The sequence below is a fragment of the Pyxidicoccus xibeiensis genome (genome assembly GCF_024198175.1).
GTDB classification, from domain to species: domain Bacteria; phylum Myxococcota; class Myxococcia; order Myxococcales; family Myxococcaceae; genus Myxococcus; species Myxococcus xibeiensis.
Genome location: NZ_JAJVKV010000020.1, coordinates 86,662 through 113,133 on the forward strand (window position 1 = coordinate 86,662; position 26,472 = coordinate 113,133).

Genomic DNA, 26,472 nt, shown 5'->3' on the forward strand with positions numbered 1-26,472 from the left:
GCCCCTGTCAGAGGCCGGCCACCTTCGAGCCGCTCGACACGGTGTAGGCCAGCGACAGCTCCTGCTGGGAGCGGGGAGGGGCCGCCAGCTCGAACCGGACGATGCCGTCGTCGCTCACGCGGGCCGGCGAGGGCTTGGTGCCTTCCTTCAGCAGCAGCACCTCCACGGACTCCACCTCGGAGACGGGGATGCGCTCCTCCAGGGCCACGGCCTCGGGCCGCGAGCCCATGTTGGAGAGGAACAGCTTCACCCGGTGCGTGCGCACCCGGCGCCCGGTGAGGCGGCTCGTCTCCATCTCCTCTTCCGCCCTGCGGGCGACACGCAGCGAGTCCTCGCTGCCGAAGCCCAGTCGCACCCGCTCGCTCCGGCCGGTGAAGCGCAGCTGCGCGCGGCCCACGTAGCCGCTGGAGCGCACCAGGTCCACCGGGCCCGCCAGCAGCACCGACGGGCCCGTGTTGTCGAAGCGCGCCACCCGGTGCACCAGCGGCGACAGCTCCGGGCACGCCAGGAACTCGGACGCCGCGGGCGCGGTGAAGCGGAACAGCGGCACGCGGTGCGGCTCCCCGTCCGGGGGCACGGTGGCCCGGTGCTGCGCGGCCAGCGTCAGCGGCTCGCCGCCGTCGTCCATGCCCGGCAGGCCGTCGTCGCGCTTCGCCACGCCGCCCTCGCCGGTGGTCTGGATGACCTCCTCGCGCATGGCCACCTCCACCACCTGCTTCTCGCGCTCCGTCTTGTCGCGCAGCCACAGCCAGTCCTCCACCAGCCGCGGCGGGGTGGCACCCAGCGTGGGACGCGCCGTGGAGAAGGCCAGCTCCGCGTCCTTCCATTCCTCCTCGGTGCGCTGCCACACCACGGCCTCGCACTCCAGCGTCACCGCCTCGCCCTTCTCGCCGCGCTCCAGCGTGGCGCGGTAGGCCGGGCGCCACGCGGCGCAGGGGACGAGGTAGGTGATGGACAGCATCGCCGAGCCGCCGGCGGGGTGGCCCAGCTCCAGCTCCGCATGCACGTCGAGCTTCGACTCCGGCGCCTCGGTGCCCGCCAGCGCGCCGCGCGCCTCCTGGAGCCGGTCCCTGACGCGCTGCACCTCGCGGTTCGCCTCGTGCGTCGCGGCCTCCGCCGCGTCCATCTCGCGGCGCACCGTGGCCAGCTGCTCGCGCCAGAGCTCCGGACGGCTCTGTCCCGTCCCCGCGTCCTCGGAGATGGCGCGGTACACGTCCCCGTGCGCGGTGGTGAGCAGGACGTACCGGTGGCCGCGCCGCTCCTCCTCCGCCTCGGCACGGCGCAGCTCCTGCTCCAGCTCCGCCACGCGCCGGCCCAGCTCCGTGCGGTGCTCTCGCAGCGCCTCCGGCCGGTAGGGCTTCACCGCGCGGCGGATGCGCGCCTGCGACACCGTGCCTCCCGCGAGCTTCGCCTGGAGGGAGCGGTCCACGACGAGCGGAGACAGCCCCTCGACGACCAGGCGCTGGGCGCCGGCCACCAGGGGCACCTCGCCGCGCCGCTCCACGAGCGCCCGGTCCTCGAGGAGGGTGACCTTGACCACGGGCAGCAAAAGGGGGGAACCCATCATGTCCTCCGGTTTCCGCCCCCGAGCATCTTGCTCGCGGGGATTCTCACGGTCCACGTCGCCTTCAGCGTCTGCGCCTCGCCGGGCTGGAGCACCACGCGCCACGCGCGCTCACCCTCCACCTGGGTCTCACCGGGCAGCGGCGTGCGCTTCTGCCAGAAGGGCGCCACCTCCGTCTCCTCCACCTTGATGTCCTTCTCCGAGCCGGCCGGCACCGCGGGGACGCGCTCGCACACCTCCACCAGGACGCGGTTGGCCAGCCGGTTGGCCAGCTCCACCGACACGTGGTGCGTCAGCATCGTCGCGCCGCCGAAGATGCCGCCGGTGGCCTCGTCGAAGCGCGTGTTGCGCGCGACCTTGATGGACTCCTCCACGCCCAGGCCCAGGCGCTGCGTCGCCCCGGGCGCCATGGTGGGAAGGGGAGACGTCATCAGGAACTCGTCGCCCAGCGTGACGTCCACCGGCCCGGCCAGCAGCGGGTACGGCGTCCGGTTCTCCACCCGCACCGTGCGGAAGGCGCGCGCCTCCACCGAAGGCACGCAGACGTACTCGGCGGACAGGCCCACGGGCACCGACAGCACCGGCACCGTGTGCCACGCCCCGTCCGAAGGCACTTCCGCGCGAGCCTCCACGTCGAAGCGCGCGTCGAAGTGCGGCGAGGACTGCCGGGGCGGCACGGACCACGCGGGCGGGGGGGCCTGCCACACGGTGGCCACCTCCGTCTCGCTCACGGCGATGAGCGTGGTGATGTCGATGTGCACGTGCACCGCCGCCAGGGCCAGCAGCTCCCGGGTGACGTAGGTGGGGCGGGGGCGCAGCCGGCCCCGGCTGCCGGAGTCCGCCGGTGCCAGCTCCAGGCGGTCATAGTCGAGTAGCGCATCCGACGGCTCGAGCGGCATGGCGCCCGCCTGGTCCTCCGGGGCGCCGCCGCGTCCCCCCGCGCCCGGGGGCGCACCGCCAAAGCTCTCTTCCGCTTCGGAGGGCTCCTCCATGAGGACCTCCTCGTCGGCATCCTCCATCACCCGGGAGGGCGCCGACCCCATGCGCTTCATCTTGGGCGCCTCTTCGCGGGGGGCCATCCCGCCGCGCGGGCGGGACATCACCTTGGGCGGTGGCGCCGAGGGGGCCGGAGCGCTCATCGGCCGCGGGATGGGCGCGAACGAGCCCGTGGTCGTCATCAGGTCATCCCGGGAGGGGCGGCTCCGCTCCATCATGGGCGGGGGCTCCGGCCGCCGCAGCTCCTTCTGCGGCGCGGCCATGGCCTTCTCGACGGGCGCCGCGTCGAGCTCGGAGCTGCTGGCACCTTCGGGGCTTGGAGCCTGCTCCGCACCCGCAGGCGGGCGCGTGGCGTCGTAGCCGGCGAACAGCTCGTCGAGCCCGGGAGGGGGCTCGCGCCAGCCGGAGCGCGCCGGGGCGGGCTGGCGGCGGCCGATGCGCAGCGCCTTCAGCTCGGGGACCTCCGCGCGCCGCTCGAGGTCCGCGGTGGACACGGACAGCTTCACCCCCGTCCAGTCCTCGCCGGTGCGCTGGAGGACGGAGGCCCGCATGCGCAGGGTCCCCTCTTCGAGCGTGCGAGGCAGGCGCAGGTCATACGTGGGCACCCAGCGCGCCCCTGGCACCGCATACTCGAGCGCGAGCTTCGCGGCATGCTCCGCCGGCAGGTGGCCCGACAGCGTGAGGACGGCGGCCCGATACACGCGGGCCCGCTGGCCTCGCACGGACGAGGAGGCCTCCTGCAGGCGCTGCAGGCGCATCCGCAGCTCCGCCTCCACGTCGCGCTGCTGGCGCTCCAGGTCCAGCCGGCGCGCCTGGAAGGCCGCCAGCTCCGAGTCCGCCAGGGACGCCAGCGACAGCATCGCCGCCAGCGGTGCGTCGCGGGGCTGGAACTCGTCCTTCTTCCGGGGCGGGAAGGTGGGCGCGAGCTTCGTCAGGATGCGAAGCTCGCGGTTGACGGCATCGAGCGCGACCGACACCTTCGCGAGCCGGGCCCGGGCCTCCTCCACCGCGCGGTGCTCGGCGGGAACGTCCACCTCGGGGGGCAGCTGCACGTCGAAGGTGGGACGGATGTCGCGCACCGTGAGGCCGGACGGGCCCTGCACGACGGACGCCCGCAGGGAGCCCGGGCGCAGCGACAGCGGCAGGCCGTTGATGCGCACCTGCGTCGGAAGGCGGCCGCCCTCCGCCAGCACGGTGGCCACGCGGGTACAGAGCGCGCCCTGGGCATGGACGGTGACGGCATCCAGGGTGGATGGCACGACGAGCATGAACCCCCCTCACCACGAAACGAAGAAGAGGGGCACACCCTAGTCGAGATGCCCGGGGGAAATCATGCCCCGCAGGACGCTTCCCGGGATGACCCGGGTGGGTGGAGTCAGCGCGGCTCGGGTGACCCCTGGGCCTTCCACTGGCGCAGCACCTCGTCCAGGCCCGCCTGCCCCGGCTGGCTGGGAGGGCGCGCACCCCGGATGCCCTTGAGCTCCAGACCGAAGGGGAGGTTGCCATTGATGCCATTGGCGCCGCAGCGGAACTCGATGATTCCGGAGGCGGCGAGCGTCAGCTCGTCCTCGTCGACGTAGACCGTGCCCCGCGCGAAGTTGGCCTTGGCGGAGACACAGTCGTCGCCCGTCTCGAAGGGGCAGGACTTCCGGATGATGGACAGGGCGTCATCCGCCAGGTCCGCGCTCAGCCCGCAGCTGAAGCTCATGTCGACACGCTTGGATTCAGAGGCGTCGGCGGTGACCACCAGCTCGCCTGCCGCGTCCTGCTCGATGTTGGCATCGAGGAAGTGGTAGGTCCACGTCCCCGTGTACCCGAACCTGCCGGTGAAGTCGTCGCGGGGATCGCCACAGGCCGCGAGCGAGAGGAACAGCAGGGGCAGCAGGGCAGAGCGGATGTGAGTCATTGAATTTCCAGGGGACGCGGCGCGCGCGGTGCACACGAATTACCATACGTAGACACGGGCGCGGAATGGCTTCACCGCCAGTCGAAATCGCCCCGACGTCCCCAGTCGCCTCAGGGACAGCCGGGGCCCCCTCCGGGGCAGGACCTCTCCGTCCTCCGTGAGCCGCCACCGCAGGTCAAAGTCTTGCAACGCAACCAGGAGTGGGTCCGGGAGCGGACCTGCCGCACGCAGCGTCTCGGCGAAGCGGCGGCCGTCCGCCAGGGCGTTGGGCTCCACCGTCATCGGGTGCCGCTCCGCCCAGGACTCGAACCTCGGAACGAAGTCCGCGCCGAGCGCCACCGTCAGCACGGGCCAGGCGCGCTCCACCCACCTGCGGCGCTTGTCCACCAGCGCCCGGGCCGCTGCCCGCACCCGCTCGACGTCGAAGCCCGGAGGTACCGGCGCGCCCGTTCCCAGCGCGAGGGCCAGGGCCTCCTGCGCCCGGGCCAGTCGCTCCCGTGCGCTCATGCCCGTGTCTCCGTCGCCGTCCATGACGTCCCCTGCTGGAGCGCGGCGCGGATGGCCTCCAGCTCCGAGGCGAGCTCCTCCGGAGGCGGAAAGCGGTCATCGCGCTCCAGCATGACTGGCACCGGCCCCAGCCTCCGCACCAGGAACTCCAGCAGCTTCAGCGGCTCCGCCGGGAGTGGGTGCGCGTGGGTGTCGTGGTACAGGCTGCCTCGCCGCACCCCCCCGGCCACGTGGACGTAGGCCAGCCGCTCGCGAGGCACGCTCGCCAGCACCGCCGCCGCGTCCGTGCCGTGGTTGAGCGCCTGCGCGTGCAGGTTGGCCACGTCCAGCAGCAGCGACGCCCCGGTGCGCGCCAGCACGCCCGCCAGCAGCTCCGCCTCGGAGAAGTCCGCGCCGGGCCACTCGAAGAGGGAGGCCACGTTCTCCAGCGCGAGCGGCACCGGGAGCGCGGCCTCCGCCAGCCGGATGTTCTCCGCCAGCACCTCCAGCGCCTCCTCCGTCCGCGCCACCGGCAGCAGGTGGCCGGACTCCACGCCCCCCGCGCGCACGAAGGCCAGGTGCTCGCTCACGCACACCGCGCCCAGCGCCTCCGCCTGCCGGGCCAGGCGCTCCAGCCGCTTCGGGTCCGGAGGCGCCGCGCTGCCCAGGCCCAGCGAGACGCCGTGCAGCACCAGGGGCACGCCCCGCTCGCGCAGTCGCTCCAGGGAGACGGGCAGGCGGCCGGAGGAGGGCAGGTGCTCGGCCAGCACCTCCACGAACCCGAGGTCCCGGGCCCGGTCGATGAACAGCGCCAGCTCCCGCCTCCAGCCGATGCCCACGCCGCCGAGCGTCCCCATCCTCAGTCTCCTCCTCCGCCGCCGCAGCCGCCGCAGCCACCACCGCCGCCCCCATCGCCGCCTCCGCTGTCACCCCCGCTGTCGCCCCCGCTGTCCCCACCGCTGCTTCCGTCCATCGAGGAGCCCGAGGAGCTGCTGTAGCCGGAGGCCTGCAGGTGGTTTCGCATCAGCGCGAACTCGGAGTAGCCCACCGCGCTCATGCCGAAGAGCCCCACCGCGAGGGCGGTGTCCCCGGTGCTCAGCGAGGAGGCGGACGTCGCGCTCCGGGCCGTCTGCTTGAGCGGCTCCTGCTCCAGGAGAAGCTGGTGGAGCGCCGCGTCGCCCCGGCGGCTGCGCCACGGGGCCTTGAGGCCCATGACGAAGGCGACAATGCCGAAGATGCAGAGGAGGATGAGGAAGCCCACCGGCTTGTCCCGCTCCAGGCCCACCGCCAGCTTCGCGACGCACATCAGGAGCACGGACAGGAAGGGGAGCATCGGAAGCCAGATGATCCTCAGGCTCCAGGCGTCATCCACCAGCCAGCCGCGCTCCAGCAGTGAGCGGCGAAGCTGCTGGATGGCGGGCTCCGCCCGCTCCACCAGCGCCTCGCTGCGGACCACGCCCTCGGCGACCGCGCCATGGACGATGCGCTCGATGAGCGGAGCGTTGAAGGGCACCTTGTCGACCGCGACGAGCTGGTCCACCTGCATCCGGATGAGGCCCTGGTGCGCGAGCGACGCGAGGGCCGCGTCGACCACGGCCTGCCTGCCGCGGAGCGCGGCGGCCTCGTAGGGCCCCGGGGACCGCCTGGGGCGCTCCTGCCCGGGAGTCTCGCCCGGCACTCGCATCCACCACCGCAGCAGGGCGGCCAGCGCGAGGGTCGCCGGCATCAGCAGGAAGGACAGCATCAGGAACTCGGGGCCCGACCAGTCGAGTGGGTTCATCGTGGCTTCCTCCAGGGTGGTTCGCCTTCGCCCCTGCATGAAGAAAGGCCGGACCGGGGTTACGCCGCGTCCGGTGACATCGAGGTGACAGCTCAATGGCGGGCGCGTGCCCGTCTCTGGAGGAGCCAGAGGAAGAGGACAATCAGGCCGCCGCCCGCCAGGGCAGGGAGCCCGCTCCACAGGGCCAGCTGGCCGAGCAGCGTCCGGGTCGGCGCGAAGACGGCCGCATCGCGCGTCTGGACGATGGCGACGTAGTCCGTGCTGCCCACGGGGGCGAAGGCCGCGAGCCAGGGGCCCTCGTCCGGGCGCAGCGGGTCGGTATGGGCCTCGCTGCTCACCACCTGCTCGCGCTGGGGGAACTGCGGGTGCTCCGGCCCCGGCCGTGGCGCGCGGTGGAGCACCTGCCGGACGTGCGCCTTCGTCCCGGCGTCGAGCACGCGCGTCGCTCCGGGCCGGAGGTCCGGGTGGACCACCACCATGAACTCGCTCTGCTGGAAGGCCGTGGTGCCGCCTCGCGGCGCATCCGCCGGGGCCACCAGCACCACCCGCGCGCCCTCCTCACCGGGCGCATCCAGCTGCAGCCGCCCCAACGTCGGCCCGGTGGTGGACATGGCCACCAGCACGCCGACCCATGCGTGCTCGCCGTCGTAGACGGGCGCCGAGACGGCGTACAGGTGCTGGCCGTTGACGACCGACTGGAAGGCGCGTGACACGTAGGCCGCGCTGCTGCCCTTGCGGGCGAGGCCCACCGCGCCCTGGAAGTAGTCGCGCCACGCATGGCTCTGCCCCAGCACGTGCTCGTCCGAGCGCGGCCAGCGCCCCCGGACGACGCCCTCCCTGTCCAGCACCAGCCACACGGAGAAGGGCGAGCCGCCGTCACGCAGGCGCAGGCCGTGGTGCTGCGTGGCATCGGTGTCCACGCGCTGGAGGTACTGGTGCAGCGCCTCGGTGTCGTTCCGGTGGAGCCCGTCGATGACCGCCGCGTCGCGGGCCGCCCAGCCCACGGCGGCGCGGTACGTGTCGAGCTGGTAGAGCACCGCCCCCGCCGCCGTCAGCGCGGCATGGGTGTTGGCTGCCAGCACCTCCGCGCGCCGCGCCTGGAGCTGCCCGAGCGCGACATGGAGTGCGCCCGCCGCCATGGTGACGAGCAGCCACGCCACTACCGCGAGCGTCCCCGCGAGCAGCGGATGCCGTCGGAACCAGCGCCACGTGCGCGCGGCCCGGCCCAGGCGCCGCGCGAGGATGGACTCTCCGCGCGCATAGCGCTCCAGCTCGCGCGCCAGCTCCTCGGCGGAGGCGTAGCGCCGCGCCGGCTGCTTCTCCAGGCACTTGTGACAGAGCGTCTCCAGGTCCGGGTCCACGCCCGGCGCCACGGTGCGCAGGGCCACGGGCTCCGCCTCCAGCACCTGCTGGAGGACGTGCGCCGCCGTGTCTCCCTCGAAGGGCGGCCGTCCGGAGAGCAGCTCGTAGAGGACGGCGCCCAGGCTGTAGACGTCCGCGGAGACGGTGAGGCCGCGCACGTGGCCGGCGGCCTGCTCCGGCGCCATGTACGCGGGCGTGCCCACCACCGTGCCCGTCTGGGTGAGGCCGTCCTTCTCGATGCGCTTCGCCACGCCGAAGTCGCTGACGTGGGGGCGGCCCTCCGTGTCGAGCAGGATGTTGGGCGGCTTCAGGTCGCGGTGGAGGATGCCGCGCTGGTGGCCATGGTGGACGGCGCGGGCCACCGCCGCCATCAGCGCCGCGGCCTCGCGAGGCGTGCTCCGCAGCCGCGCCATGTGGTCGGCGAGGCTGCCGCCCTCCATGAGCCGCATGGTGAAGTAGTGGTGGCCCTCGTGCTCGCCCACCTCGTAGATGGGGACGATGTTCGGGTGGTCCAGCAGCGCGGCGGCCTCGGCCTCGGCGTGGAAGCGGTGGACCTCCAGCTCGCTGGCCAGCTCACCGTCGACAATCATCTTCAGCGCCACCACGCGCTGGAGCCGCAGGTGGCGGGCCTTGTAGACGACCCCCATGCCGCCCCGGGCGATGCGCTCCAGCAGCTCGTACTCGCCGAAGCGCACCGGCAGCTTCGACGCGGCCGGGGGCAGCAGCGCGTTCAGCGAGTGGCTCCGCGGGGGGCACGCGCCGCCCAGCGCACCGGACAGCAGGCACCGGGGGCACGCGCCGCCCAGCACCCCGCCCGACAGGAGCGCTCCACATGTCGCGCACGTGGCGCCCGGTGTATCCGCGTTGGCCATGGTGCCCGCGTCACTCCAGGGCGGCGAGCAGGTGGCGCAGCTCGTCGTCCACGTCGTCCTCGCGCTCGACGGTGCGCGCAATCTCCTCCTGGATGAGCGCGCGGTAGCGGTTGCGCAGCCGGTGGGCGGAGACCTTCACGTTGCTCTCCGTCATGCCCAGCTCCGTGGCGATGGCCTGGTACGAGGCCACGTCCCTGTCCCCGGTGAGGCTCCCGCCGAGCTGCTCGAACAGGTCCGCCTTGCCCAGCCGGGCATACTCGGCGCGCAGCGTCTCCAGGGCGCGCTCCAGCAGGGCGAGCGCCCAGCGCCGCTCGAACAGCTTCTCGGGCGTCACGTCGTGCGACGGCTCGAACCGGCCGTACTCGCTCTCCGCCTCGGCGCCGTCGATGGAGAGGTGCACGGCGCCGCCGCCACGCTTCTGGGTCTGCTCGCGGTGCCAGTCATTGGCCAGGTGGTGCTTCAGCGCCGCCAGCAGCCACGAGCGGAAGCGCCCGCGCTCGCGGTCCACGGTGGCCAGGTCGTTCTTCTCCAGGAGCCGGACGAAGAAGCCCTGTGTCAGGTCATACGCCGGGTCGGCGGCGTACCCCCTGCGCCGGATGAAGGCATAGCAGGGATGCCAGTACAGCTCGCACAGGGTCGCCAGCGCATCGGGCGCGCTGGCGCCACCGCCCGCCGCGGCGATGAGACTCCACCGGGTGGTGGCGAACTTCTGGGGCTTTTCCGGAGGCGCCACGCCGCCAGCATACCGGGCGGGCTCGTCGGACCGGGAGCCCTCCCCGTGCCGGCCCTGTCAGGCACCCACTGGAAAACCGCCGCCGCCTCGCATTTCTGAGGGCGCCGGAGGGCGCGGCTGCTGGAGTTTCGCGAGGTTCGAGCAGGGTGTCCCCGGACTCAGCTCCGGTCCGTCTCCGCGACGGGCGGAGGCACGAGCTCCGGGGCCACGATGCGGCCCAGGCAGTCCTGCCCGGGGAGGGGCGGAACGGTGATGCGCGGGCGGTACTCCCAGTGCCACGGCTCGGAAGGCACCGTGCGCCGGAAGCCGAAGCGGCACGCATGGGAGGCGAGCCAGTCGTAGGTGGGCGACGTGACGTCCCCGACGACGAGGTCCACCGCGAGGCCCCGCTGGTGGTTGGATCGCCCCGGCCGCGCCGCCTGCGGGCCCAGGCCCCTGCGGTAGCGCTCGTACAGCCAGCGCTGCTCCCGGCGCGAGCGGTAGCCGCTGGTGACCCGCAGCGACAAGCCATCCGCGCGGGCCTCCACCGTCATCCGCTGGAACGCGGTGGCCGCGTCACGGTGGAGCAGCTCGCCACCCTTGAGGCGCACGAGCTTCGCGCTCTTCGGCTTCGCCCGGCGGACCTTGGTCCCTCCGGCGAAGGCGATGGGCGCGATCAGACACACGAGGATGAGGACACCCCAGCGGAGATACGCGAGCGGCATGTTGGATTCCGACCCGTTGGCCAGGACATGACTCTCTCGCGTCTATTCCCAGAGGCAAAGCAGGCGGGGGGGCAGGCGCCTGTTCAGAAGAGACGCAGCTGCGCGTCGGGCACGCTCCCCGGGCGCGCGGGCAGCGTCTGGAAGCCATGGGCGCGCGCCCACTGCTCGCTCGGCCCCTGCCAGTGGTGCGCGTCCATCCGCACGTGGCCGCGCTCGTCGAAGGTGACTCCCTCCGCGGCGAGCGCCTCGCGCTGGCCATACCCCGACGTGCTGATGCCGCCGTTGCGGTTGATGACCCGCTGCCACGGCACGGTGGCCGAGCGGGCGCCGAGGGCACCCAGGGCATGGCCCACGATGCGGGCATCACAGCCGTCCCCGACGATGGTCGCGATGTCGCCGTAGGTGGCCACCTGCCCGGGGGGCACCTGCTCGACGGCGGTGTAGATGCGCTCGAAGTACTCGCGCTCGTCGCGCGGCGGTGTCGACATGGCGGCCTCCTGGCCCGTCCAATGCCGTGTGGCGGGTTGTGTGTCAAGCGCACAACCGGCCGGGTGGGGTGGGCGGCCCGCCGGTGTCCGGTGGCGTGCGGTCGTCAGCCCTGGCGGCCGCGCAGCCGGGTGTACGTATAGGAGACGACGAGCAGCATCACCCCGAGCAGGATGAAGGTGAGGACGCGCTGGTCGGCCGGGAGGTTGGCCAGGTCCACCAGCAGCAGGCGCACCAGCGCGAGCCCGAGGACGGCCAGGGCCGCCAGCCGGTACCAGCGCTCGCGCACGGCGAAGCCCAGGGCGAAGAGGCCGAAGGCGGCCACCACCCAGCCCAGGGTGACGAGCCCCTGGGGCATCAGCTCGCCCACCACTCCCACGAGCGCCAGCCCCGCGCCCGCCGCGCTGGCCACCTGGAAGGCGGTGTCATCCCGGCGCGGCACGGGCGGCGTGTGGCGCGGCCAGCTCGCGCGGCTGGCGCGCTCCACGAAGACGAAGATGGCGAAGAGCGCCGCGAGCTGCGGGACGAGGCCGGAGCCCAGCGCCAGGCTGGTGCCCAGCGCGGTGAAGAGGATGAGCACGCCCACCCACCGCAGCACCGGAGAGTCCGCGGCGCGCGCGCTCAGCCCGGTGCCCAGGCCCGTCACCGTCCACGCGACGACCAGCCGCGAGTCCTGGTGCTCCGCGGGCATGGCCACGCCGAGGGTGATGGCGGTGAGCGCGAGGTACGCGTGGAAGAGGGGGCCGGGCGCGTGCCTCAGGTGGGCCACCGCCGCGCAGCCCGCCTGCGCGAGCGCCAGCGCCACGAAGAAGCCGAAGAGGTGGTCATCGTTCCACCGCGCCACCTCATACCCGCCGAGCACCGCCAGCCCCACCCAGTTGAGCAGCGCGAACGCGAGGCACGCGCGCGGGGACAGCTCGCGGGGGCGGGCCAGCAGGGCCACGGAGAACAGCAGGAAGTAGAGGACGACGAAGGCCAGGCTCAGCAGCAGCCGCTCCTGGTCCGGCGCTCCGGGCGCCACGCCGTCGTCGCGCAGCGCCCAGACGATGTGCGTCGAGTACACCGCCACGAGGCTGGACAGCGGCACGACGACCCAGCGGTTGCGCACCAGGAAGAAGAGGGCGCCGCACGCCAGCAGCGTGGTGGAGAACAGCGTGAAGGTGGTGATTTCACTGAGCATCCCCGTGTGCAGCCCGAGGAAGAGCGCGATGCCGGCCACCGTCTCCGACTGCATGCGGTGCGCGATGACGACGATGGCCACCACCAGCAGCGCGAGCAGCACCAGCGCGAGCGCCTGACTCTCGATGACCCGCACCGAGGGCAGGAAGTGCAGCGCGTAGGTGACGAAGTACGCGAGCGCCAGCCCACCGCCGAACACGATGCGCCCGAAGAGCTGGTGCCGCCGCGACAGCCAGAGGCCGAAGGCGCCCAGGCCCGCGCTCAGCACGTAGCCGGCGACCACGCGCGCCAGCATTCCCAGCTCACCGAAGCGGTACGTAATCAGATACGCGATGCCGATGATGAGGGCGACGATGCCCACCCGGCTCAGCCAGTAGGTGCCCAGGTGCGCTTCCAGGTCCCTGCGCTCCGGCGCGGGCACGACCGGTGGCGGGGGCGCGGCGGCGCCCGTCACGACTGGAGCCGGCGGGGTTTTCGGACTGGCACCGGCGGTCTCCAGCCGGGTCAGCCGCGCCTCCAGCGACGCCACGGTCGACTCCAGCTTGCGGATGGCCTCGCGCAGCTCCTGCTCGTCACCTTCGACCGCCATGCCCTCACACCCCGATGTCCCGGCCCGCGCAGACCATAGACGAACCCCGCCGCGTCATTGCAACCCGGGTGCCGACGGGATGACGCGGCATGGCGAAGCTCCAGCGGATCCAGCGGGGAGCGTTGCTTGCAATACAGCTCCGACCCGGAAGCCGTGGCGCCGCATGTGCCACGGCTCCGCCCTCGCAGTCCCCCAGGAGACCCATGTCCCGCGACAACTTCTTCGCAGCAGGTGTCGAGCCCGCTTCGCGGCGCGGCCCGGAGCGTGGTCTCCGCACGAAGGCGTGGAGCCGGGTGCTGCCGCTCGCGCTCCTGCTGGCCGGCGCCATCGGCTTCACGGGCTGTGACGAGGCCGAGCCCGTGGACGTAGAACCCGGCGAAGACGCGGGCACGGGGCAGGATGCGGGAAGCGACGGTGGCACCACGTCGGCCTGCGGTACGTGCGCGGAGCCGGAGGTGTGTGGGGGGCGCGGCCACGCCACCACCTGTGCGATGCCCGCCGCGGAGCGGCTGTGCAGTGAGGATGGCTGGTGTTGGGAGTACCCGCTGCCACATGGCAACACGCTGAGGGGCGCGCACTTCCGGGCGCCCGATGACGGCTGGGCGGTGGGTGAGCACGGCCACATCCAGCACTGGGATGGCACGAAGTGGACGCGCGTTGCGAGCGGCACCACGGCGGACCTTCGCGGCGTGCATGCCGTCTCCGCCACGGAGGTGTGGGCCGTGGGCGCCGGTGGGGCCGTGGTGCGTTCGTCGGGGGCGGCCTTCACGGCGGTGGATGCGGGCACGCCGCAGGCGCTGACCTCCGTCTGGGCCTCGGGGTCGAGCGACGTGTGGGCCGTGGGCGCCGCCGGCACGGTGCTGCGCGAGCGGGGCAGCGGCTTCGAGCGCGTGGATGCCGGCACGGGGCATACCTTCAATGACGTGTGGGGCAGTGGCCCCTCGGACGTGTGGCTGGCGGGGAACGGGGGCACGCTGCGCCACCACGACGGCGCCGCGCTCGCGAGCATCTCCACGAACACGAACCTGCCGCTGTACGAGGTGACGGGCTCGGGGCCCAACGACGTCTGGGCCGTCACGTCGGACGACCCGTGCCTCACCTGTGACGACTACGGCATCGTCTACCGCGTCTCCACGACGGGGCTGGAGGAGCGGCTGCGCATCTCCGACCAGTTCTCCAACCTCTACGCGGGCTCGCCCTCGGTGCTGCTCGCGGTGGGCGAGGGGCCTCGCTATCGCTGGGATGGCGCGTCCTGGCTGCGGCTGGGCATCGGCGGACGGGGCGTCATGGCGGGCGCGGCAGCCAACGACGTGTGGCTCTTCGGCGCGAACGGGCAGGTGGAGCGGTGGAGCGGGAGCACCTGGTGGACGAAGGTGCCGTCGCGCGAGGTGCAGGCGGTGCGGGATATCCACGGCACGGGCCCCTCTGACGTGTGGGTGGTGGACCTGCGCGGCAAGGTGCTGCGGTGGAATGGCGGCGGCTGGGCCGCGCTCAAGTCCGACCAGCTCGACACCTTCGACGACGTGCAGGGCGTCTACGCGGCGAGCCCCACGTCGGTGTGGCTGGCCAGCTCCAGCAGCTTCGAGGGGCGCATCGTCCGGTGGAACGGCACGGCGCTCGTCGAGGAGCGCGTGGTGGACGACAAGGGGCTGAGGGCCGTGCACGGCTCCTCGGAGACGGACGTCTGGGTGGTGGGCGCGGCGGGCGTGGCGGCACGGCGGGACGGCACCGGTTGGACGGAGGTCCCCACGGGGGCCACGGTGACGCTGAATGACGTCTGGGTGCAGGGCCCCGGGCTGGCGGTGGCCGTGGGCGACGGGGGCAACATCCACCTGTGGAATGGCAGTGCCTGGAGCCCCATGACGTCCGGCACGACGCAGCACCTGCTCAGCGTCTGGGGCAGCGGGCCCACGGACATCTGGGCCGCGGGCGCCGCCGGCACGCTGCTGCACTTCAACGGCACCGCCTGGGCACCCGTGGACGCCGGCACCTCGGCCAACCTGAACGCGGTGTGGGGCGTCTCCACCACGGCGCTCTGGGTGGCTGGGGACAACGGCACGCTGCTGCGGCGCGACGGGTCGCGGTGGGTCTCCGAGCGCACGGGCACCCGCCGCCACTTCCGCGCGGTCTGGGCGCCCTCCACCACGGGCCTGTGGCTCGCGGGTGACGGGGCCATCCTCCACAAGGACTGACCTCAGCGCGTGAAGGACTCCAGCAGGGCCAGGGCCTCCGGGGCCCTGGCGGCGGGGATGAAGAGGTGGTCGTGGTGGTACGCGGCCACCGGATTCACGCCGATGCCGTGCGCGGCCAGCCGCGTGGACACGGCGGCGATGAAGCCCACCGCGTCCAGGCTGGAGTGCACCGACAGCGTCAGCAGGCGGAAGGTGCCGGAGTACGGCAGGCCCGCGCCGTCCGCTCGCTCGCGGCGGAGGATGAGCGTCAGCCCCTCGTCCTCATGGAAGAGGCCCACGGGCGCCAGCGCGCCCAGGTCCGGCGAGGCCGGATGGGGGAGGGTGCAGAAGACGTACTCGCCCTCCTTCAGCACCGGCCGCATGGAGCGCAGCAGCACGTCGAGGTTCGTCTCGCCGGGCATGATTCGTTTCCTCCGGAGTGGGGCTCAGCCGCTGCGCGAGCCCAGGCCGGTGGCCTCGCCCGCGCGCAGCCGCTCGTGCAGCGTCCCGGTCAGCAGGTACCAGAACTGCACGTTGCCGAAGCTGAGGATGTCCCCGTCGCGCAGCACCACCTCGCGACCGCCCAGCGTCTGGGCGTTGAGGAAGGTGCCGTTGGTGGAGCCCAGGTCCTGCACCGTGCAGCGCTGCTCGGCCCCGTTCCAGCGCAGCTCCGCGTGCATCTTGGAGACGGACGCGTCGTCGACGACCAGGTCGCAGTCCATGCGCCGGCCGATGCGCAGGCGGTCCGTGGCGAGCAGCGGCGGCAGCGTGGCCACGCGCAGGTGTTCGAATTCGAACAGCAGGGTGAGCATTCCCTGCTCGATGTCCTCCGGCGCGGCCATGCGGGTGGGGGCGAGCACGGCGGCGGATGCCTCGGACGGAGGGCGCTGGATGAGCGCGAAGGGCCCGAGCTGACGCTGGAAGGTTTCGAGGGGGAGGGCGGCGGCGAGACTGCGCAACTCCTGGACGGACAGCACCCGGGCAGACTACCGGGTCGCCGGGCGCGCGCCCAGCGCATCTCGGGTACCCCGTACGGGTTTCATTGACCAACTTGTCACTGGTTCCCTACATTGGGACTTTCATTGTGGGGGCCGGGCTCTGGGAGGAGCGCCGGCCCTCAAAGTTATTGAACCTTGGGAGTGGTGGAAGGAGCTGTTTCGATGAGCAGCGGGAGCGACAACATCCCGATGACCCCGTCCGGACTGCGGAAGTTGAAGGAGGAGCTGAAGCACCTCCAGTCCGTCGAGCGTGGGAAGATCTCGCGAGAAATCGAGGTCGCCCGTGCCCATGGGGACCTGCGCGAAAACGCCGAGTATCACGCGGCCAAGGAGAAGCAGTCGCACATCGAGGGCCGCATCCTGGACCTCAACGACTGGATTGCCCGCGCGGAGGTCATCGACGTCAGCAAGCTGGGCGGCGACAAGGTCGTCTTCGGTGCGACCGTGGACCTGATGGACACGGAGACGGAGAAGCCGGTGACCTACCGGCTCGTCGGCGAGCTGGAGGCTGACCTGAAGAAGCGGTGGATTGCCGTCACTTCGCCCGTGGCGCGGGCGCTCATCGGCAAGAAGGTCGGTGACATCGCCACGGTGCAGAGCCCCGGCGGCACGAAGGAGCTGGAGATTCAGCAGATCCGCTTCGAGGATCCGCAGGGCGACACGCCGGCCGGCGAGAGCTGACCCGATCCCCCTCTGGGGAGCTGCCGGGGGAGCGGGCATGAGCTCGCTCCCCCGGTCTCGTTTCCTGGGACACGTCACCCCCATTCCGTAGGATGTGCGACGGACCTCGCGCGTGAACCATCCGCTCGCCAGCCTCGTTGGACCACTCCGGTATGCGTGCCAGCGCGACTTCGCGAGGCTCGACACCGTGAAGGGGCTGCGCCCCGTGCTGGAGCACGCGCTCGCGGGGGCAGGAGGCGTGGACGCCCGCGTCCTGGAGCACCTGCGCGCGGCGCTGCCCGATGTGGACGACCCCGCTCCGGAGCGCCGCAAGGCCGCGCTGCGGCGCGTGGTGGCCGGCCTGAGGCTCAGCGGCGTGCCGCTGCCCGTGGAGCTGGAGGGCGTGGCCACCGGCGACGGGCGGCGGGATGGAGGGCGGGGGCCCGGCGCGGAGGCGGCTCGTGCGGGTGGCCCCACGGACTCGCGGCCCCCCGGGGCGGGCCTGCTGCCCGGCCTGGAGGTGGCCTCCACGAGGGCGGCCCGGAGGCCTGGCGTGGCGGTGCCCCCGGGAGCAGGGGCCGCGGCCTCGCACGCCGGAGAGGGCCGGACGCTCCTGCGGGAGGGGGCGTTGTCGCCCGGCGCGAAGCCGCGTGCGACGCCGCCCCAGGGCATTCCCCTGTCGCTGCTGGAGGTCGATGCGCCCGGAGCGACTCCGCCGGGCTACGTGCCGCCGTGGAAGTCCACGGACCCCCTGCCCGGAGGGGCCTCGTCCGGAGGCGGGGCTCCTGCCCGTGCGAAGCCCGGTGCCTCCGCGACGGGTGGCGCCTCGTCCTCGTCCCGGGGCGTGACCTCGGGAGCGGGGGCCACGTCCTCGCTCCATGCTCAGCAGGGCACGAGAGCCCCGTCGGCAGCGCGTGCCGGTGCGATGACCTCGGAGGCGGGGTCGACGTCCTCGCCCCGTGGCGCGGCCTCCGCGACTCGCGCGGGTGTCATGGCACCGGGCCCTGGTTCCGCGCAGTCCTCCCGCGCCGGTGCTCCCGCGCAGGCTGTGGGACGGATGGCAAAGGGTCCCCGACAGGGCGTGCTCGACACCGGCCCGGAGGCCGTGCCCGGCGCCCGGACGCGCAAGGAGAAGGCGGAGCGGAAGCAGAAGCGCGCCGCCGCGGCCGAGGCGTCGCGCAACGAGGCGAAGCTGCTGTCCATCGCGCCCCGCACCGGGCCGCTGTCCATGCCGCTGAAGACCCTGGACAAGCGGCTGGGGCCCAAGCTGGTGTCGACCCTCAACAAGAAGGGGCTGCGCCGGATGGGCGACATCCTCTTCCTGCTGCCTCGCTGCTACGAGGACCGGCGGCAGCTTCGCACCATCGCCGAGCTGGAGCCCGGTGCGCGCGGCGTCACCGTGGGCACCGTGAAGGCCGCGGACTTCGTGGCGGGCCGCGGGGGCCGGCGGATGTTCCGCGCCGTGGTGGGGGACCGCTCGGGCAGCATCGCCGCCACGTACTTCCACGCGGGGCCGTGGCTCAAGAGCCGCTTCACCGTGGGCAAGCGCATCGTCCTCTCCGGCGAGGTGCGCGCCACCATGAGCGGCCGGGAGATGGCTCACCCGGAAATCGAGCCCGCCGAGGACCTCGACTCCATCACCTCCGTCCACTTCAACCGCATCGTCCCCGTCTACCCGGGCTTCGAGCGCGGAGAGCAGCGCTCCTTCCGCGAGCTGACCTCCAACGTGGGCGACAAGTACGCGGACGCGCTGGAGGACCCGCTGCCCGTGGACCTGCGCCGCCGCCTGGCGCTGATGGGCCTGCCGGAGGCGCTGCGCTTCATCCACTTCCCGCCCGGGGACGCGGACCTGGATGCGCTCGACTCGCACCTGAGCCCCGCGCACCGGCGGCTCGCGTTCGACGAGCTCTTCTTCCTGCAGCTCGGCATGGCCCTCAAGCGCCAGGACGTGAAGGCGGAGGTGGGCATCTCCTTCGACGTGTCCGCGCCCCGACTGGAGAAGGCCCGGAGCGCGCTCCCGTTCAAGCTCACGGACGCGCAGGCGCGCGTGGTGGAGGAGCTGTGCCGGGACCTGGCGCGCCCCGAGCCCATGAGCCGGCTGGTGCAGGGCGACGTGGGCAGCGGCAAGACGGCGGTGGCGATGGTCGCCGCGCTCGTCGCGCTGCAGGACGGCTACCAGGTCGCGGTGATGGCGCCCACGGAGATCCTGGCCGAGCAGCACGAGCGCACCTTCCGCAAGGTGCTGGAGCCGCTGGGCTACCGTGTGGGGCTGGTGAGCTCGGCGGGCACGGCGAAGTCGAAGAGGGATCGCCGGGACGCCGTGGCCCGGGGGGACGTCCACCTGGCGGTGGGCACCCATGCGCTCATCCAGGACGACGTCGCCTTCAGGCGACTGGGGCTGGTGGTCATCGATGAGCAGCACCGCTTCGGCGTGCTGCAGCGCCACTCGCTGATGAGCAAGGGCCCGAAGCCGGACGTGCTGGTGATGACGGCCACGCCCATTCCCCGCACGCTGGCCATGACGATGTACGGGGACCTGGACCTGTCCGTCATCGACCAGCTCCCGCCGGGGCGCACGCCCATCAGCACGCGCGTCTTCAACGAGAAGCAGCGCGCCCGAGTCTACGAGTCGGTGGCCTCCGAGCTGGCCAAGGGGCACCAGGCATACGTCGTCTACCCGCTGGTGGAGGAGTCCGAGAAGCTCGACCTGGAGGACGCGACGCAGGGCGTGGAGAAGCTGCGGGTGGTGTTCCCCCAGGCGCGCGTGGGGCTGCTGCACGGGCGGATGAAGGGCGAGGAGAAGGACAGCGTGATGGAGGACTTCCGCGAGAAGCGGCTGGACCTCCTCGTCTGCACCACCGTGGTGGAGGTGGGCGTGGACGTGCCCAACGCGTCGGTGATGGTGGTGGAGTCCGCGGAGCGCTTCGGCCTGTCGCAGCTGCACCAGCTCCGGGGGCGCGTGGGGCGCGGCGCGGCGGCGAGCTACTGCTTCCTGGTGGCCGGCGCCGCGCGCTCGTGGGAGTCCACCGAGCGCCTGTCCGTGATGGAGCACAGCAGCGACGGCTTCGTCATCGCGGAGAAGGACCTGGAGATTCGCGGGCCCGGCGAGTTCCTGGGCACGCGCCAGAGCGGCCTGCCCGAGCTGGCCGTGGCCAACCTGGCGCGGGACGGAGACCTGCTCTCCATGGCCCAGTCGGAGGCCCGGCGCATCCTGGAGAAGGACCCGGACCTGAAGGCCCGCGAGCACCAGGGGCTGGTGAAGGCGCTCGAGGAGCGGTGGGAAGGCCGCCTCGCGCTGGCGCGGGTGGGGTAGGGCCCGCGCGCCTGGTCGGAGGGGGAGACGCGAGCCTGTCCCACGCGCGTGGCGCTTCGCCTCCGATTCTCGACAGGCGCGGGGCCGCATGAGGGCCGTGAGAACATGTCCGCCTGCCTGGCAGTGACTAGGGTTGAGGCATGGGCGACTGGGCACGTGCTGAGTTCCTGGCGGGGCAGGGCATCCGAGACCGGCGGGTGCTGCAGGCGATTGCGCGCCTGGACCGCGCCGACTTCGTGCCGGAGCGGGCCCGGAGCGAGGCACCCTCGGACGTGCCCCTGCCCATCGGCCATGGGCAGACCATCAGCCAGCCCTACGTCGTGGCGCTGATGACGGAGGCCCTGGCGCTCAAGGGCTACGAGCGCGTGCTGGAGATTGGCACCGGCTCCGGTTACCAGACGGCGGTGCTCGCCGGGCTCTGCCGCGAGGTGTACACGGTGGAGATCGTCCCGGAGCTGGCCCGCTCCTCGCGCCTGCTGCTGCACCGGCTGGGCTTCCAGAACGTGTACTACCGGCGGGGAGATGGTTCGTTGGGCTGGCCCGAAGCGGCCCCCTTCGATGCCGTGCTCGCCGCCGCCGCCCCCAGCCAGGTGCCCATCGCGCTCCTGTCCCAGCTCAAGCGCGGGGGCCGCATGGTCCTCCCGGTAGGGCCCGTCGGAGGTGCCCAGGAGCTGCTGCGAATCCGCCGCGCCCGGCACGAAGGGGAGCTGCCCCTCGTCGAGCGCCTCCTCCCGGTGCGCTTCGTCCCCATGACGGGGCAGGCCCTCCAGGAGTGACGACACCCGAGGCCGTGGCTCCCGGGTGGAAGTGGACCTGCCGCCTGTCTGCCTGGATGCTGCTCGTTGACCAGGAAGTCGCGTTGCCCCCGAGCGCGGCGGCCCGCTAACGTTCACGCATGATCATCTGTCCGCTGTGTGACCACGTGCAGCCCGAGGGAACCGAGTGCGACGTCTGTGGCCGGGTCTTCCCCGCGCAGACGGTCGACGCGGCGCCCGTGGCGCAGCTGGCGGAGCTGGAGCTGACCCCGCACACGGGAGGCCGCGCGGCGGTGGTGGTCGCCGCCCTGCCCGAGCTGGACCTGACGCGGCAGAAGGCTGGACCGGACCTGCCGGCCCAGGTGGTGCCGGACCTGGAGCTGACGCGCGCCGGGGTCACCGGCGCCGTGCCCGTGGCGCCCATGCAGGAACTGGACACCGGCCGCGCGCAGGATGACGGCGTGCGCACCGCCGCGCCCGTCGGCGTCGTCGTGTGCCGCTACTGCCGCAACGAGCAGGCGCAGGGGATGCTCTGCGACCGCTGCGGCATGAGGCTGCCCCGGGCCCGGGTCGCGGCGACAGCGGTGGCCGGAGCGAAGCGTCCCGAGGGGGACGAGGCGGGGTGGGTGGACTGCTCCTCGTGCCATACACCGGTGCGGCCCGGGAAGGCCTGCCCCGAGTGCTTCACCCGCGCGCCGGCGGAGGCATGAGCGCCACCATGTCCGGCTTCCGTGCCGAGTATGCGTGCAGCGAGGGCTGTGACTTCCGCGCCTCGCTGCTGGACGTCGTCTACCGGTGCCCGCGCTGCAACGGGCTGCTGGAGGTGTCGCACGACGTGGCGGCCCTGCGCACCGTGCCGGCGGCGGAGTGGAAGCGGCGCTTCGAGACGCGCTTCGGCTCCGCGCGCCTGCCGGACGCCTCGGGTGTCTGGGGCAAGCGCGAGTGGGCGTACCCGCAGCTCCCCACCGAGGACATCGTGTCCCTGGGAGAGGGACGCGTGCCGCTCAAGCCGCTGCCGCGCATGGCGGCGGAGCTGGGGCTGGCGACGCTGGAGCTGAAGGAGTGCGGCGTCTCGCCCACGGGGAGCTTCAAGGACTGGGGGATGACCGTCCTCGTCTCCGCCGTGAAGCACATGCGCGCCAGGGGCGTGCCGCTGCGCGCGGTGGCGTGCGCGTCCACGGGGGACACCTCCGCGGCGCTGTCCGCCTACTGCGCGGCGGCGGGGATTCCGGCGGTGGTGTTCCTGCCGCGCGACAAGGTGTCGCTCGCGCAGCTCGTGCAGCCCATCGCCAACGGGGCGCGGGTGCTGTCGCTGGACACGGACTTCGACGGCTGCATGAAGCTGGTGCAGGCGGTGACGGCGGACACGGGGCTGTACCTGGCCAACTCGATGAACTCGCTGCGCATCGAGGGCCAGAAGATGGTCGCCGTGGAGCTCTGCCAGGACCTCGGCTGGGAGCCGCCGGACTGGGTGGTGATTCCGGGCGGCAACCTGGGCAATGCCAGCGCGCTGGGCAAGGGCTTCGAGCTGATGTTCCAGCTGGGGCTCATCTCCCGCCGGCCGCGCATCGCCGTGGCGCAGGCCGAGCGCGCCAACCCGCTGGCGCGCTCCTTCCGTGGCGGCTTCGCCGAGCTGGAGCCCCTGCTGGCCGGGCCCACGCTGGCGTCGGCCATCCGCATCGGCAACCCGGTGTCCTTCCGGCGCGCGGTGCGCGTCCTCAAGGCCTTCGACGGCGTGGTGGAGGACGCCACGGAGTCCGAGCTGGCCAACGCCGCCGCGCGGGCGGACCGCGAGGGCACCTTCACCTGCCCTCATACGGGCGTGGCGCTGGCGGCGGTGGAGAAGCTGGTGGCGCGGGGAGTGATTGCCCGGGGCTCCAGCGTCGCGGTGGTGGCCACCGCGCACGGGCTGAAGTTCGCGGACTTCAAGGTGGGCTACCACCGGAGCGCGCTGGCGGATGTCACCAGCCGCTACGCCAACCCCCCGGTGGAGCTGCCGGCGAACCTGGACGCGGTGCGAAGCGCCCTGGCGGACCTGGGCTGAGCGTCAGTCCGCCTGGAGCGGCACGCGCTTGTCGATGGTGAGGCCGAAGCCCGACAGGCCGCGGTAGGTGATGTCCGTGTTGGTCATCACCTGGAGCGAGCGCACGCCCAGGTCGTAGACAATCTGGCAGCCCATGCCCAGGTCGCGCGTCTCCTGCGGGCCGCGCGCGGGGGCGCTGCTGCCGTCGGCGTTGCGCTTGTGGTGGATGCCGAAGTCGTCGCCGTGCATGCCGGGCAGGTACACGAGGACGCCGGTGCCCTCGCGGGCAATGCGCGCCAGCGCCCGGTCCAGCAGCGCGTTGCAGTTGCACGTCGGCGAGCCGAAGACGTCGCCCATGGCGCACGCGGCGTGCAGCCGCACCAGCGCGCTGGGCTTCGACGCGGGGTCGCCCTTCACCAGCACCAGCGACTTCGCGCCGTCGGGCATCCACGTGTACGTGAGGGCGGTGAACTCGCCGTACTTCGTGGTGACGGTGTGCTGTCCCGGCTCGCGGCGCACCAGCCGGTCCTTGCGGCGGCGGTACTCGATGAGGTCCGCGATGGTGATGACGGACAGCTTGTGCTCGCGGGCGAAGAGCATCAGGTCCGGCATCCGCATCATGGTGCCGTCGTCCTTCACCAGCTCGCAGAGGATGCCGGAGGACTCCAGGCCCGCCAGGCGGGACAGGTCCACCGTGGCCTCGGTGTGGCCGGCCCGGCGCAGCACGCCGCCCTCGCGGTAGCGCAGCGGGAAGATGTGGCCGGGGCGCAGGAAGTCGTCCGCCTTGCTGCTCGGGTCGACGAGGGCGCGAATCGTCTTGGCGCGGTCCGCGGCCGACACGCCGGTGCTGGTGCCGTGCCGGTAGTCCACGGACACGGTGAAGGCGGTGCGGTGCGACTCGGTGTTGTCCGCCACCATCTGCGGCAGCCGCAGCGCGTCCAGCCGCTCGGCCAGCATGGGCTGGCAGACGATGCCGCTGGTGTGGCGGACCATGAAGGCCAGGTGCTCGGGCGTCACCAGCTCCGCGGCCATGATGAGGTCACCCTCGTTCTCACGGTCCTCGTCGTCCGCGACGATGACGAACTTGCCTTCGCGGATGTCGCGAATGGCGTCCTCGATGGAGGAGAGCTGGGTGTCGTGACTCATGGAGGTGTCGGTCCGCCGGGAAGGCTGCATGTCGTGGGCGCATGTAGCGTGGGCGTCCCGGGCTCGCAAGGCAACCTGCTGGCGGCTGTGTGTTCCGGTGATGGGCCGGATGAGCGCCACAGGGCCACCGGGCGGGCGGCAGGGTGGGGAGAGGTCGTTGGTTGGGGGGCCTACGGTCGGCGGGCGGGCGGGTGGCGACTCGACGGGTTGGCCGGGCTGATGTAGGGTCCGCGGCTCCGTGATGAGCGCCGATACCCAGGAAATGCGGACCCAGATGGACCAGCTCCAGGAGAGCCTGTCCACCCGTCAGAGCACCACGAACTTCGCCCATGCGGGCGTGTCCACCATCGCCGCCCTGCTGATTGGGGGCGCGTCGGGCAAGCTGTTCTACGACTCGCTGCGCACTCCGGTGCTGGCGTGGGGCGCGGCCGCGCTGTCGCTGGCGCTGCTGGTGTACGCCTTCCGCAACTACCGCACCGGTCGCAAGGTGCTGGTGGATGAGCTGAAGCGCTACGAGTCGATGCTGGAGCTGCGCCGCCAGCTGCGGCTGGACGACCCGGCCGCGCTGCTGCCCCGGTGAGCGCCGCGAAGAAGGCGGTCCGGAAGGGGCGCTTCATCGTCCTGGAGGGGCTCGACGGCGCCGGCACCACCACGCAGGTGGAGCGGCTGGCGGCGGTGCTGCGCGCGGAGGGGCACGAGGTGCTCACCACGCGCGAGCCCTCCGACGGGCCCGTGGGCACGATGATTCGCCAGGCCCTCACGGGCCGGCTGGGGCTGCCCGGTGGGGCGGGGCCCCTGTCCCCGGAGACGCTGGCGCTGCTGTTCGCGGCGGACCGGACGGACCACCTCACCGCGCGCGTGCTGCCCGCGCTGGCCGCGGGCAAGGTCGTCCTGTGCGACCGCTACGTGCTGTCCTCGCTCGCGTACCAGGGGGCCTCGCTGCCCATGGAGTGGGTGGACGCGGTGAATGCGTGCGCGGTGTCTCCGGACCTGACGCTCTTCGTGGGCGTGGCGCCGGAGGTGGCGGCGCGGCGGCGCGCGGCCCGCGGTGGGCCGGCGGAGCTGTTCGAGGCGGACGAGGCGCAGCGGCGCATCGCGAAGCAGTACGTGGCGGCCATCCGCCTGCTCTCGACGCGGGAGCGCATCGTCCCCATCGACGGGGAGCAGGGCATCGAGGCCGTGACGGAGGCCTCGATGAAGGAGATTCGCAAGCTGCTCGGCCGCAAGCGCTGAGCCGCGGCGTCAGCGGGGGAGGTCGAACTCGATGTCGGCCTCGGCGGCGCTGCCCGGGCACGAGCCGGCCAGTGTCCCCGTCAACTGCAGCTTCAGCCGCCCCGACAGCCAGACGTCGCTGTTGTGCTCCAGCACGAGCTGGCCCTTCACCTGCTGGACCGAGGGCTCCGTGGGAGGGGCGCCGAAGCAGCCGGTGTTGGCCCACGCTGCAACGACACCCGGCGAGTGCCCCGCACCCGGGGTGAACGCAACCTGCCCCGACGTTTCGACGGGGACGGTGGTCGTGCCTTCCAGGGTCAGGGTTGCCGGTCCGGTGCCCAGCAGGGCCTCGTCCAGGGTGACGTTGATGCACACGCTCGTCTCGTCGTCGACGGCGTTGGGGATGGGGTCGTGGGTGCCGCAGAACCAGAGGCCGCGCGGCGTGACGGAGGGCAGCCGCTCGATGCGCTCCTCGTCGAAGTCCCTCCACGTCTCGCCATACTTCACCCGGAGGGTGTCCTCTTCCGCCTCCTTGGAGTCGCAGGCGGTGAGCGAGAGCAGCAGCAGCGCGAGGGGCCAGGGGGTGCGCCGGTAGTGGGACGGATTGCAACGCATGGACAGGTCGTTCATGCCGTCGGGTTGTGCAATCCAGGTGCCGGGAGGGTGCGAGAGGGAGAGGGCTGGACGAGAGGCCAGGAGGCGCATCGGATTTCTGATTCGGGCAACGGACTTCCGGGCGATTCCGTCTGCATCCGAAGCGCTTGCGCTAGAGTCCGGCCCCTCTATGGAGCGCACCGGCGCAGCGGCGGTCATCATCGGAAACGAGGTCCTGACCGCCAAGGTGCAGGACCTCAACGGCCCCCATCTCATCAAGCGGCTGCGCGAGGTGGGCATTCCCCTGCGCTCGGTGGAAACCGTCCTCGACGACGTGGACGCCATCGTGGACGCGGTGGCCCGGGCCCGGCAGAAGGCGCGCTACGTCTTCACCAGCGGCGGCATCGGCCCCACGCACGACGACGTCACCGTGCGCGCGGTGGCCATGGCCATGGGCAAGCCGGTGGTGCGGCTGCCGGAGATGGTGGCCCTCATCACCGCGCGGGCGCCGGACGGCAAGGTGACGCCGGAGGGCATGCGGCTGGCGGACGCGCCGGAGGGCTCGGTGCTGCTGCCCCAGGCGGGCACCTGGTACCCGGTGCTGACGGTGGAGGACGTGTACCTGCTGCCCGGGGTGCCGCAGCTCTTCCGGATGCAGCTGGAGACGGTGCTCGGGCGCCTGAGCGGGACGCCGGTGGTGCTGAGCGCCCTCTACCTGCGCCTGGGCGAGAGCGACATCGCCGGCGTGCTGGACCGCGTGGCGCTGGACATGCCGCACGTGGCCATCGGCTCCTACCCGGAGTTCGACCCGGGCAAGGACTACCGGGTGAAGGTCACCGTGGAGGCCGCCGAGTCCGGCTCCGTGGAGGACGCCACGGGGCGCATCGTCAGCGGCCTTCCCGAAGGTGCGGTGGTGCGGCGGGAGTAGCGCCCGCCGCCACCG

Annotated in this window: 24 protein-coding genes; 9 read left to right on the forward strand and 15 right to left on the reverse strand. The window is 72.7% G+C overall.

Going from position 1 to position 26,472, the window contains the following annotated elements:
* Positions 1-7 precede the first annotated feature (7 nt).
* The 11 genes from LXT23_RS44980 to LXT23_RS45030 all read right to left on the reverse strand — a co-directional run bounded on the left by LXT23_RS44980 (position 8) and on the right by LXT23_RS45030 (position 12,657).
* A complete protein-coding gene (locus LXT23_RS44980; protein WP_253986738.1) occupies positions 8-1,564 on the reverse strand; it encodes a mucoidy inhibitor MuiA family protein in 1,557 nt (518 codons plus the stop codon).
* On the reverse strand, positions 1,564-3,828 hold the full coding sequence (locus tag LXT23_RS44985; RefSeq protein WP_253986694.1) for a mucoidy inhibitor MuiA family protein: 2,265 nt from the start codon (positions 3,826-3,828) through the stop codon (positions 1,564-1,566). The genes LXT23_RS44980 and LXT23_RS44985 overlap by 1 nt, the downstream gene beginning before the upstream one ends.
* A gap of 107 nt (positions 3,829-3,935) precedes the next feature.
* Positions 3,936-4,466 (reverse strand): hypothetical protein, encoded by a 531-nt coding sequence (locus LXT23_RS44990; RefSeq protein ID WP_253986695.1) that lies wholly within the window; start codon positions 4,464-4,466, stop codon positions 3,936-3,938.
* A gap of 39 nt (positions 4,467-4,505) precedes the next feature.
* Positions 4,506-4,973: a hypothetical protein gene (locus LXT23_RS44995; RefSeq protein WP_253986696.1), complete on the reverse strand. Its 468-nt coding sequence runs from the start codon at positions 4,971-4,973 to the stop codon at positions 4,506-4,508.
* A complete protein-coding gene (locus LXT23_RS45000; protein WP_253986697.1) occupies positions 4,970-5,809 on the reverse strand; it encodes a DUF692 domain-containing protein in 840 nt (279 codons plus the stop codon). The genes LXT23_RS44995 and LXT23_RS45000 overlap by 4 nt, the downstream gene beginning before the upstream one ends.
* A gap of 2 nt (positions 5,810-5,811) precedes the next feature.
* A complete protein-coding gene (locus tag LXT23_RS45005) occupies positions 5,812-6,732 on the reverse strand; it encodes a TIGR04222 domain-containing membrane protein (protein ID WP_253986698.1) in 921 nt (306 codons plus the stop codon).
* Positions 6,733-6,824: 92 nt separating this feature from the next.
* Positions 6,825-9,047, reverse strand: a complete 2,223-nt coding sequence (locus LXT23_RS45010; protein ID WP_253986699.1) for a serine/threonine protein kinase — start codon at positions 9,045-9,047, stop codon at positions 6,825-6,827.
* Entirely contained in the window at positions 8,977-9,699 is a 723-nt protein-coding gene (locus LXT23_RS45015) for an RNA polymerase sigma factor (RefSeq protein WP_253986700.1), read from the reverse strand. Before LXT23_RS45015 ends, LXT23_RS45010 begins: the two co-directional genes overlap by 71 nt.
* 158 nt (positions 9,700-9,857) lie before the next feature.
* Complete coding sequence (locus tag LXT23_RS45020) at positions 9,858-10,403, reverse strand: M15 family metallopeptidase (protein WP_253986701.1); 546 nt, start codon at positions 10,401-10,403, stop codon at positions 9,858-9,860.
* Positions 10,404-10,486: 83 nt separating this feature from the next.
* Positions 10,487-10,891 (reverse strand): MGMT family protein, encoded by a 405-nt coding sequence (locus tag LXT23_RS45025; RefSeq protein WP_253986702.1) that lies wholly within the window; start codon positions 10,889-10,891, stop codon positions 10,487-10,489.
* A gap of 104 nt (positions 10,892-10,995) precedes the next feature.
* A complete protein-coding gene (locus tag LXT23_RS45030) occupies positions 10,996-12,657 on the reverse strand; it encodes a DUF2339 domain-containing protein (protein ID WP_253986703.1) in 1,662 nt (553 codons plus the stop codon).
* 203 nt (positions 12,658-12,860) lie between these two features.
* Between LXT23_RS45030 and LXT23_RS45035 the strand changes: the two genes are divergently transcribed.
* Positions 12,861-14,849 carry a hypothetical protein gene (locus LXT23_RS45035; RefSeq protein WP_253986704.1) on the forward strand — a complete coding sequence of 663 codons (1,989 nt, stop codon included), beginning with the start codon at positions 12,861-12,863 and terminating at the stop codon, positions 14,847-14,849.
* Between the two features lie 2 nt (positions 14,850-14,851).
* Here LXT23_RS45035 and LXT23_RS45040 read toward each other — a convergent pair whose 3' ends face one another.
* Both LXT23_RS45040 and LXT23_RS45045 read right to left on the reverse strand, forming a co-directional pair.
* Positions 14,852-15,250, reverse strand: coding sequence for an ACT domain-containing protein (locus LXT23_RS45040; protein WP_253986705.1), 399 nt, complete (start codon positions 15,248-15,250; stop codon positions 14,852-14,854).
* A 24-nt stretch (positions 15,251-15,274) separates the two neighbouring features.
* Positions 15,275-15,805 carry an FHA domain-containing protein gene (locus LXT23_RS45045; RefSeq protein ID WP_253986706.1) on the reverse strand — a complete coding sequence of 177 codons (531 nt, stop codon included), beginning with the start codon at positions 15,803-15,805 and terminating at the stop codon, positions 15,275-15,277.
* 183 nt (positions 15,806-15,988) lie between these two features.
* Between LXT23_RS45045 and greA the strand changes: the two genes are divergently transcribed.
* The 5 genes from greA to thrC all read left to right on the forward strand — a co-directional run bounded on the left by greA (position 15,989) and on the right by thrC (position 22,598).
* Positions 15,989-16,507, forward strand: a complete 519-nt coding sequence (gene greA / locus LXT23_RS45050; RefSeq protein ID WP_253986707.1) for a transcription elongation factor GreA — start codon at positions 15,989-15,991, stop codon at positions 16,505-16,507.
* 112 nt (positions 16,508-16,619) lie between these two features.
* Positions 16,620-19,799: an ATP-dependent DNA helicase RecG gene (gene recG, locus LXT23_RS45055; RefSeq protein ID WP_253986708.1), complete on the forward strand. Its 3,180-nt coding sequence runs from the start codon at positions 16,620-16,622 to the stop codon at positions 19,797-19,799.
* A 140-nt stretch (positions 19,800-19,939) separates the two neighbouring features.
* Positions 19,940-20,575, forward strand: coding sequence for a protein-L-isoaspartate(D-aspartate) O-methyltransferase (locus tag LXT23_RS45060; RefSeq protein ID WP_253986709.1), 636 nt, complete (start codon positions 19,940-19,942; stop codon positions 20,573-20,575).
* 119 nt (positions 20,576-20,694) lie between these two features.
* Entirely contained in the window at positions 20,695-21,264 is a 570-nt protein-coding gene (locus LXT23_RS45065) for a hypothetical protein (protein ID WP_253986710.1), read from the forward strand.
* Positions 21,261-22,598: a threonine synthase gene (gene thrC, locus LXT23_RS45070; protein ID WP_253986711.1), complete on the forward strand. Its 1,338-nt coding sequence runs from the start codon at positions 21,261-21,263 to the stop codon at positions 22,596-22,598. Before LXT23_RS45065 ends, thrC begins: the two co-directional genes overlap by 4 nt.
* A gap of 3 nt (positions 22,599-22,601) precedes the next feature.
* On the opposite strand, the gene ribB is transcribed toward thrC, so the two are convergent.
* On the reverse strand, positions 22,602-23,753 hold the full coding sequence (ribB, locus tag LXT23_RS45075) for a 3,4-dihydroxy-2-butanone-4-phosphate synthase (protein ID WP_323379158.1): 1,152 nt from the start codon (positions 23,751-23,753) through the stop codon (positions 22,602-22,604).
* 244 nt (positions 23,754-23,997) lie between these two features.
* Between ribB and LXT23_RS45080 the strand changes: the two genes are divergently transcribed.
* Together LXT23_RS45080 and tmk are read left to right on the forward strand one after the other, a co-directional pair.
* Positions 23,998-24,303: a hypothetical protein gene (locus tag LXT23_RS45080; RefSeq protein ID WP_253986713.1), complete on the forward strand. Its 306-nt coding sequence runs from the start codon at positions 23,998-24,000 to the stop codon at positions 24,301-24,303.
* A complete protein-coding gene (gene tmk, locus LXT23_RS45085) occupies positions 24,300-24,956 on the forward strand; it encodes a dTMP kinase (protein WP_253986714.1) in 657 nt (218 codons plus the stop codon). The genes LXT23_RS45080 and tmk overlap by 4 nt, the downstream gene beginning before the upstream one ends.
* Positions 24,957-24,965: 9 nt before the next feature.
* Here tmk and LXT23_RS45090 read toward each other — a convergent pair whose 3' ends face one another.
* Positions 24,966-25,550 carry a hypothetical protein gene (locus LXT23_RS45090; protein WP_253986715.1) on the reverse strand — a complete coding sequence of 195 codons (585 nt, stop codon included), beginning with the start codon at positions 25,548-25,550 and terminating at the stop codon, positions 24,966-24,968.
* Positions 25,551-25,719: 169 nt separating this feature from the next.
* Between LXT23_RS45090 and LXT23_RS45095 the strand changes: the two genes are divergently transcribed.
* Positions 25,720-26,457, forward strand: coding sequence for a competence/damage-inducible protein A (locus tag LXT23_RS45095; RefSeq protein ID WP_253986716.1), 738 nt, complete (start codon positions 25,720-25,722; stop codon positions 26,455-26,457).
* The last annotated feature ends 15 nt before the right edge of the window (positions 26,458-26,472 follow it).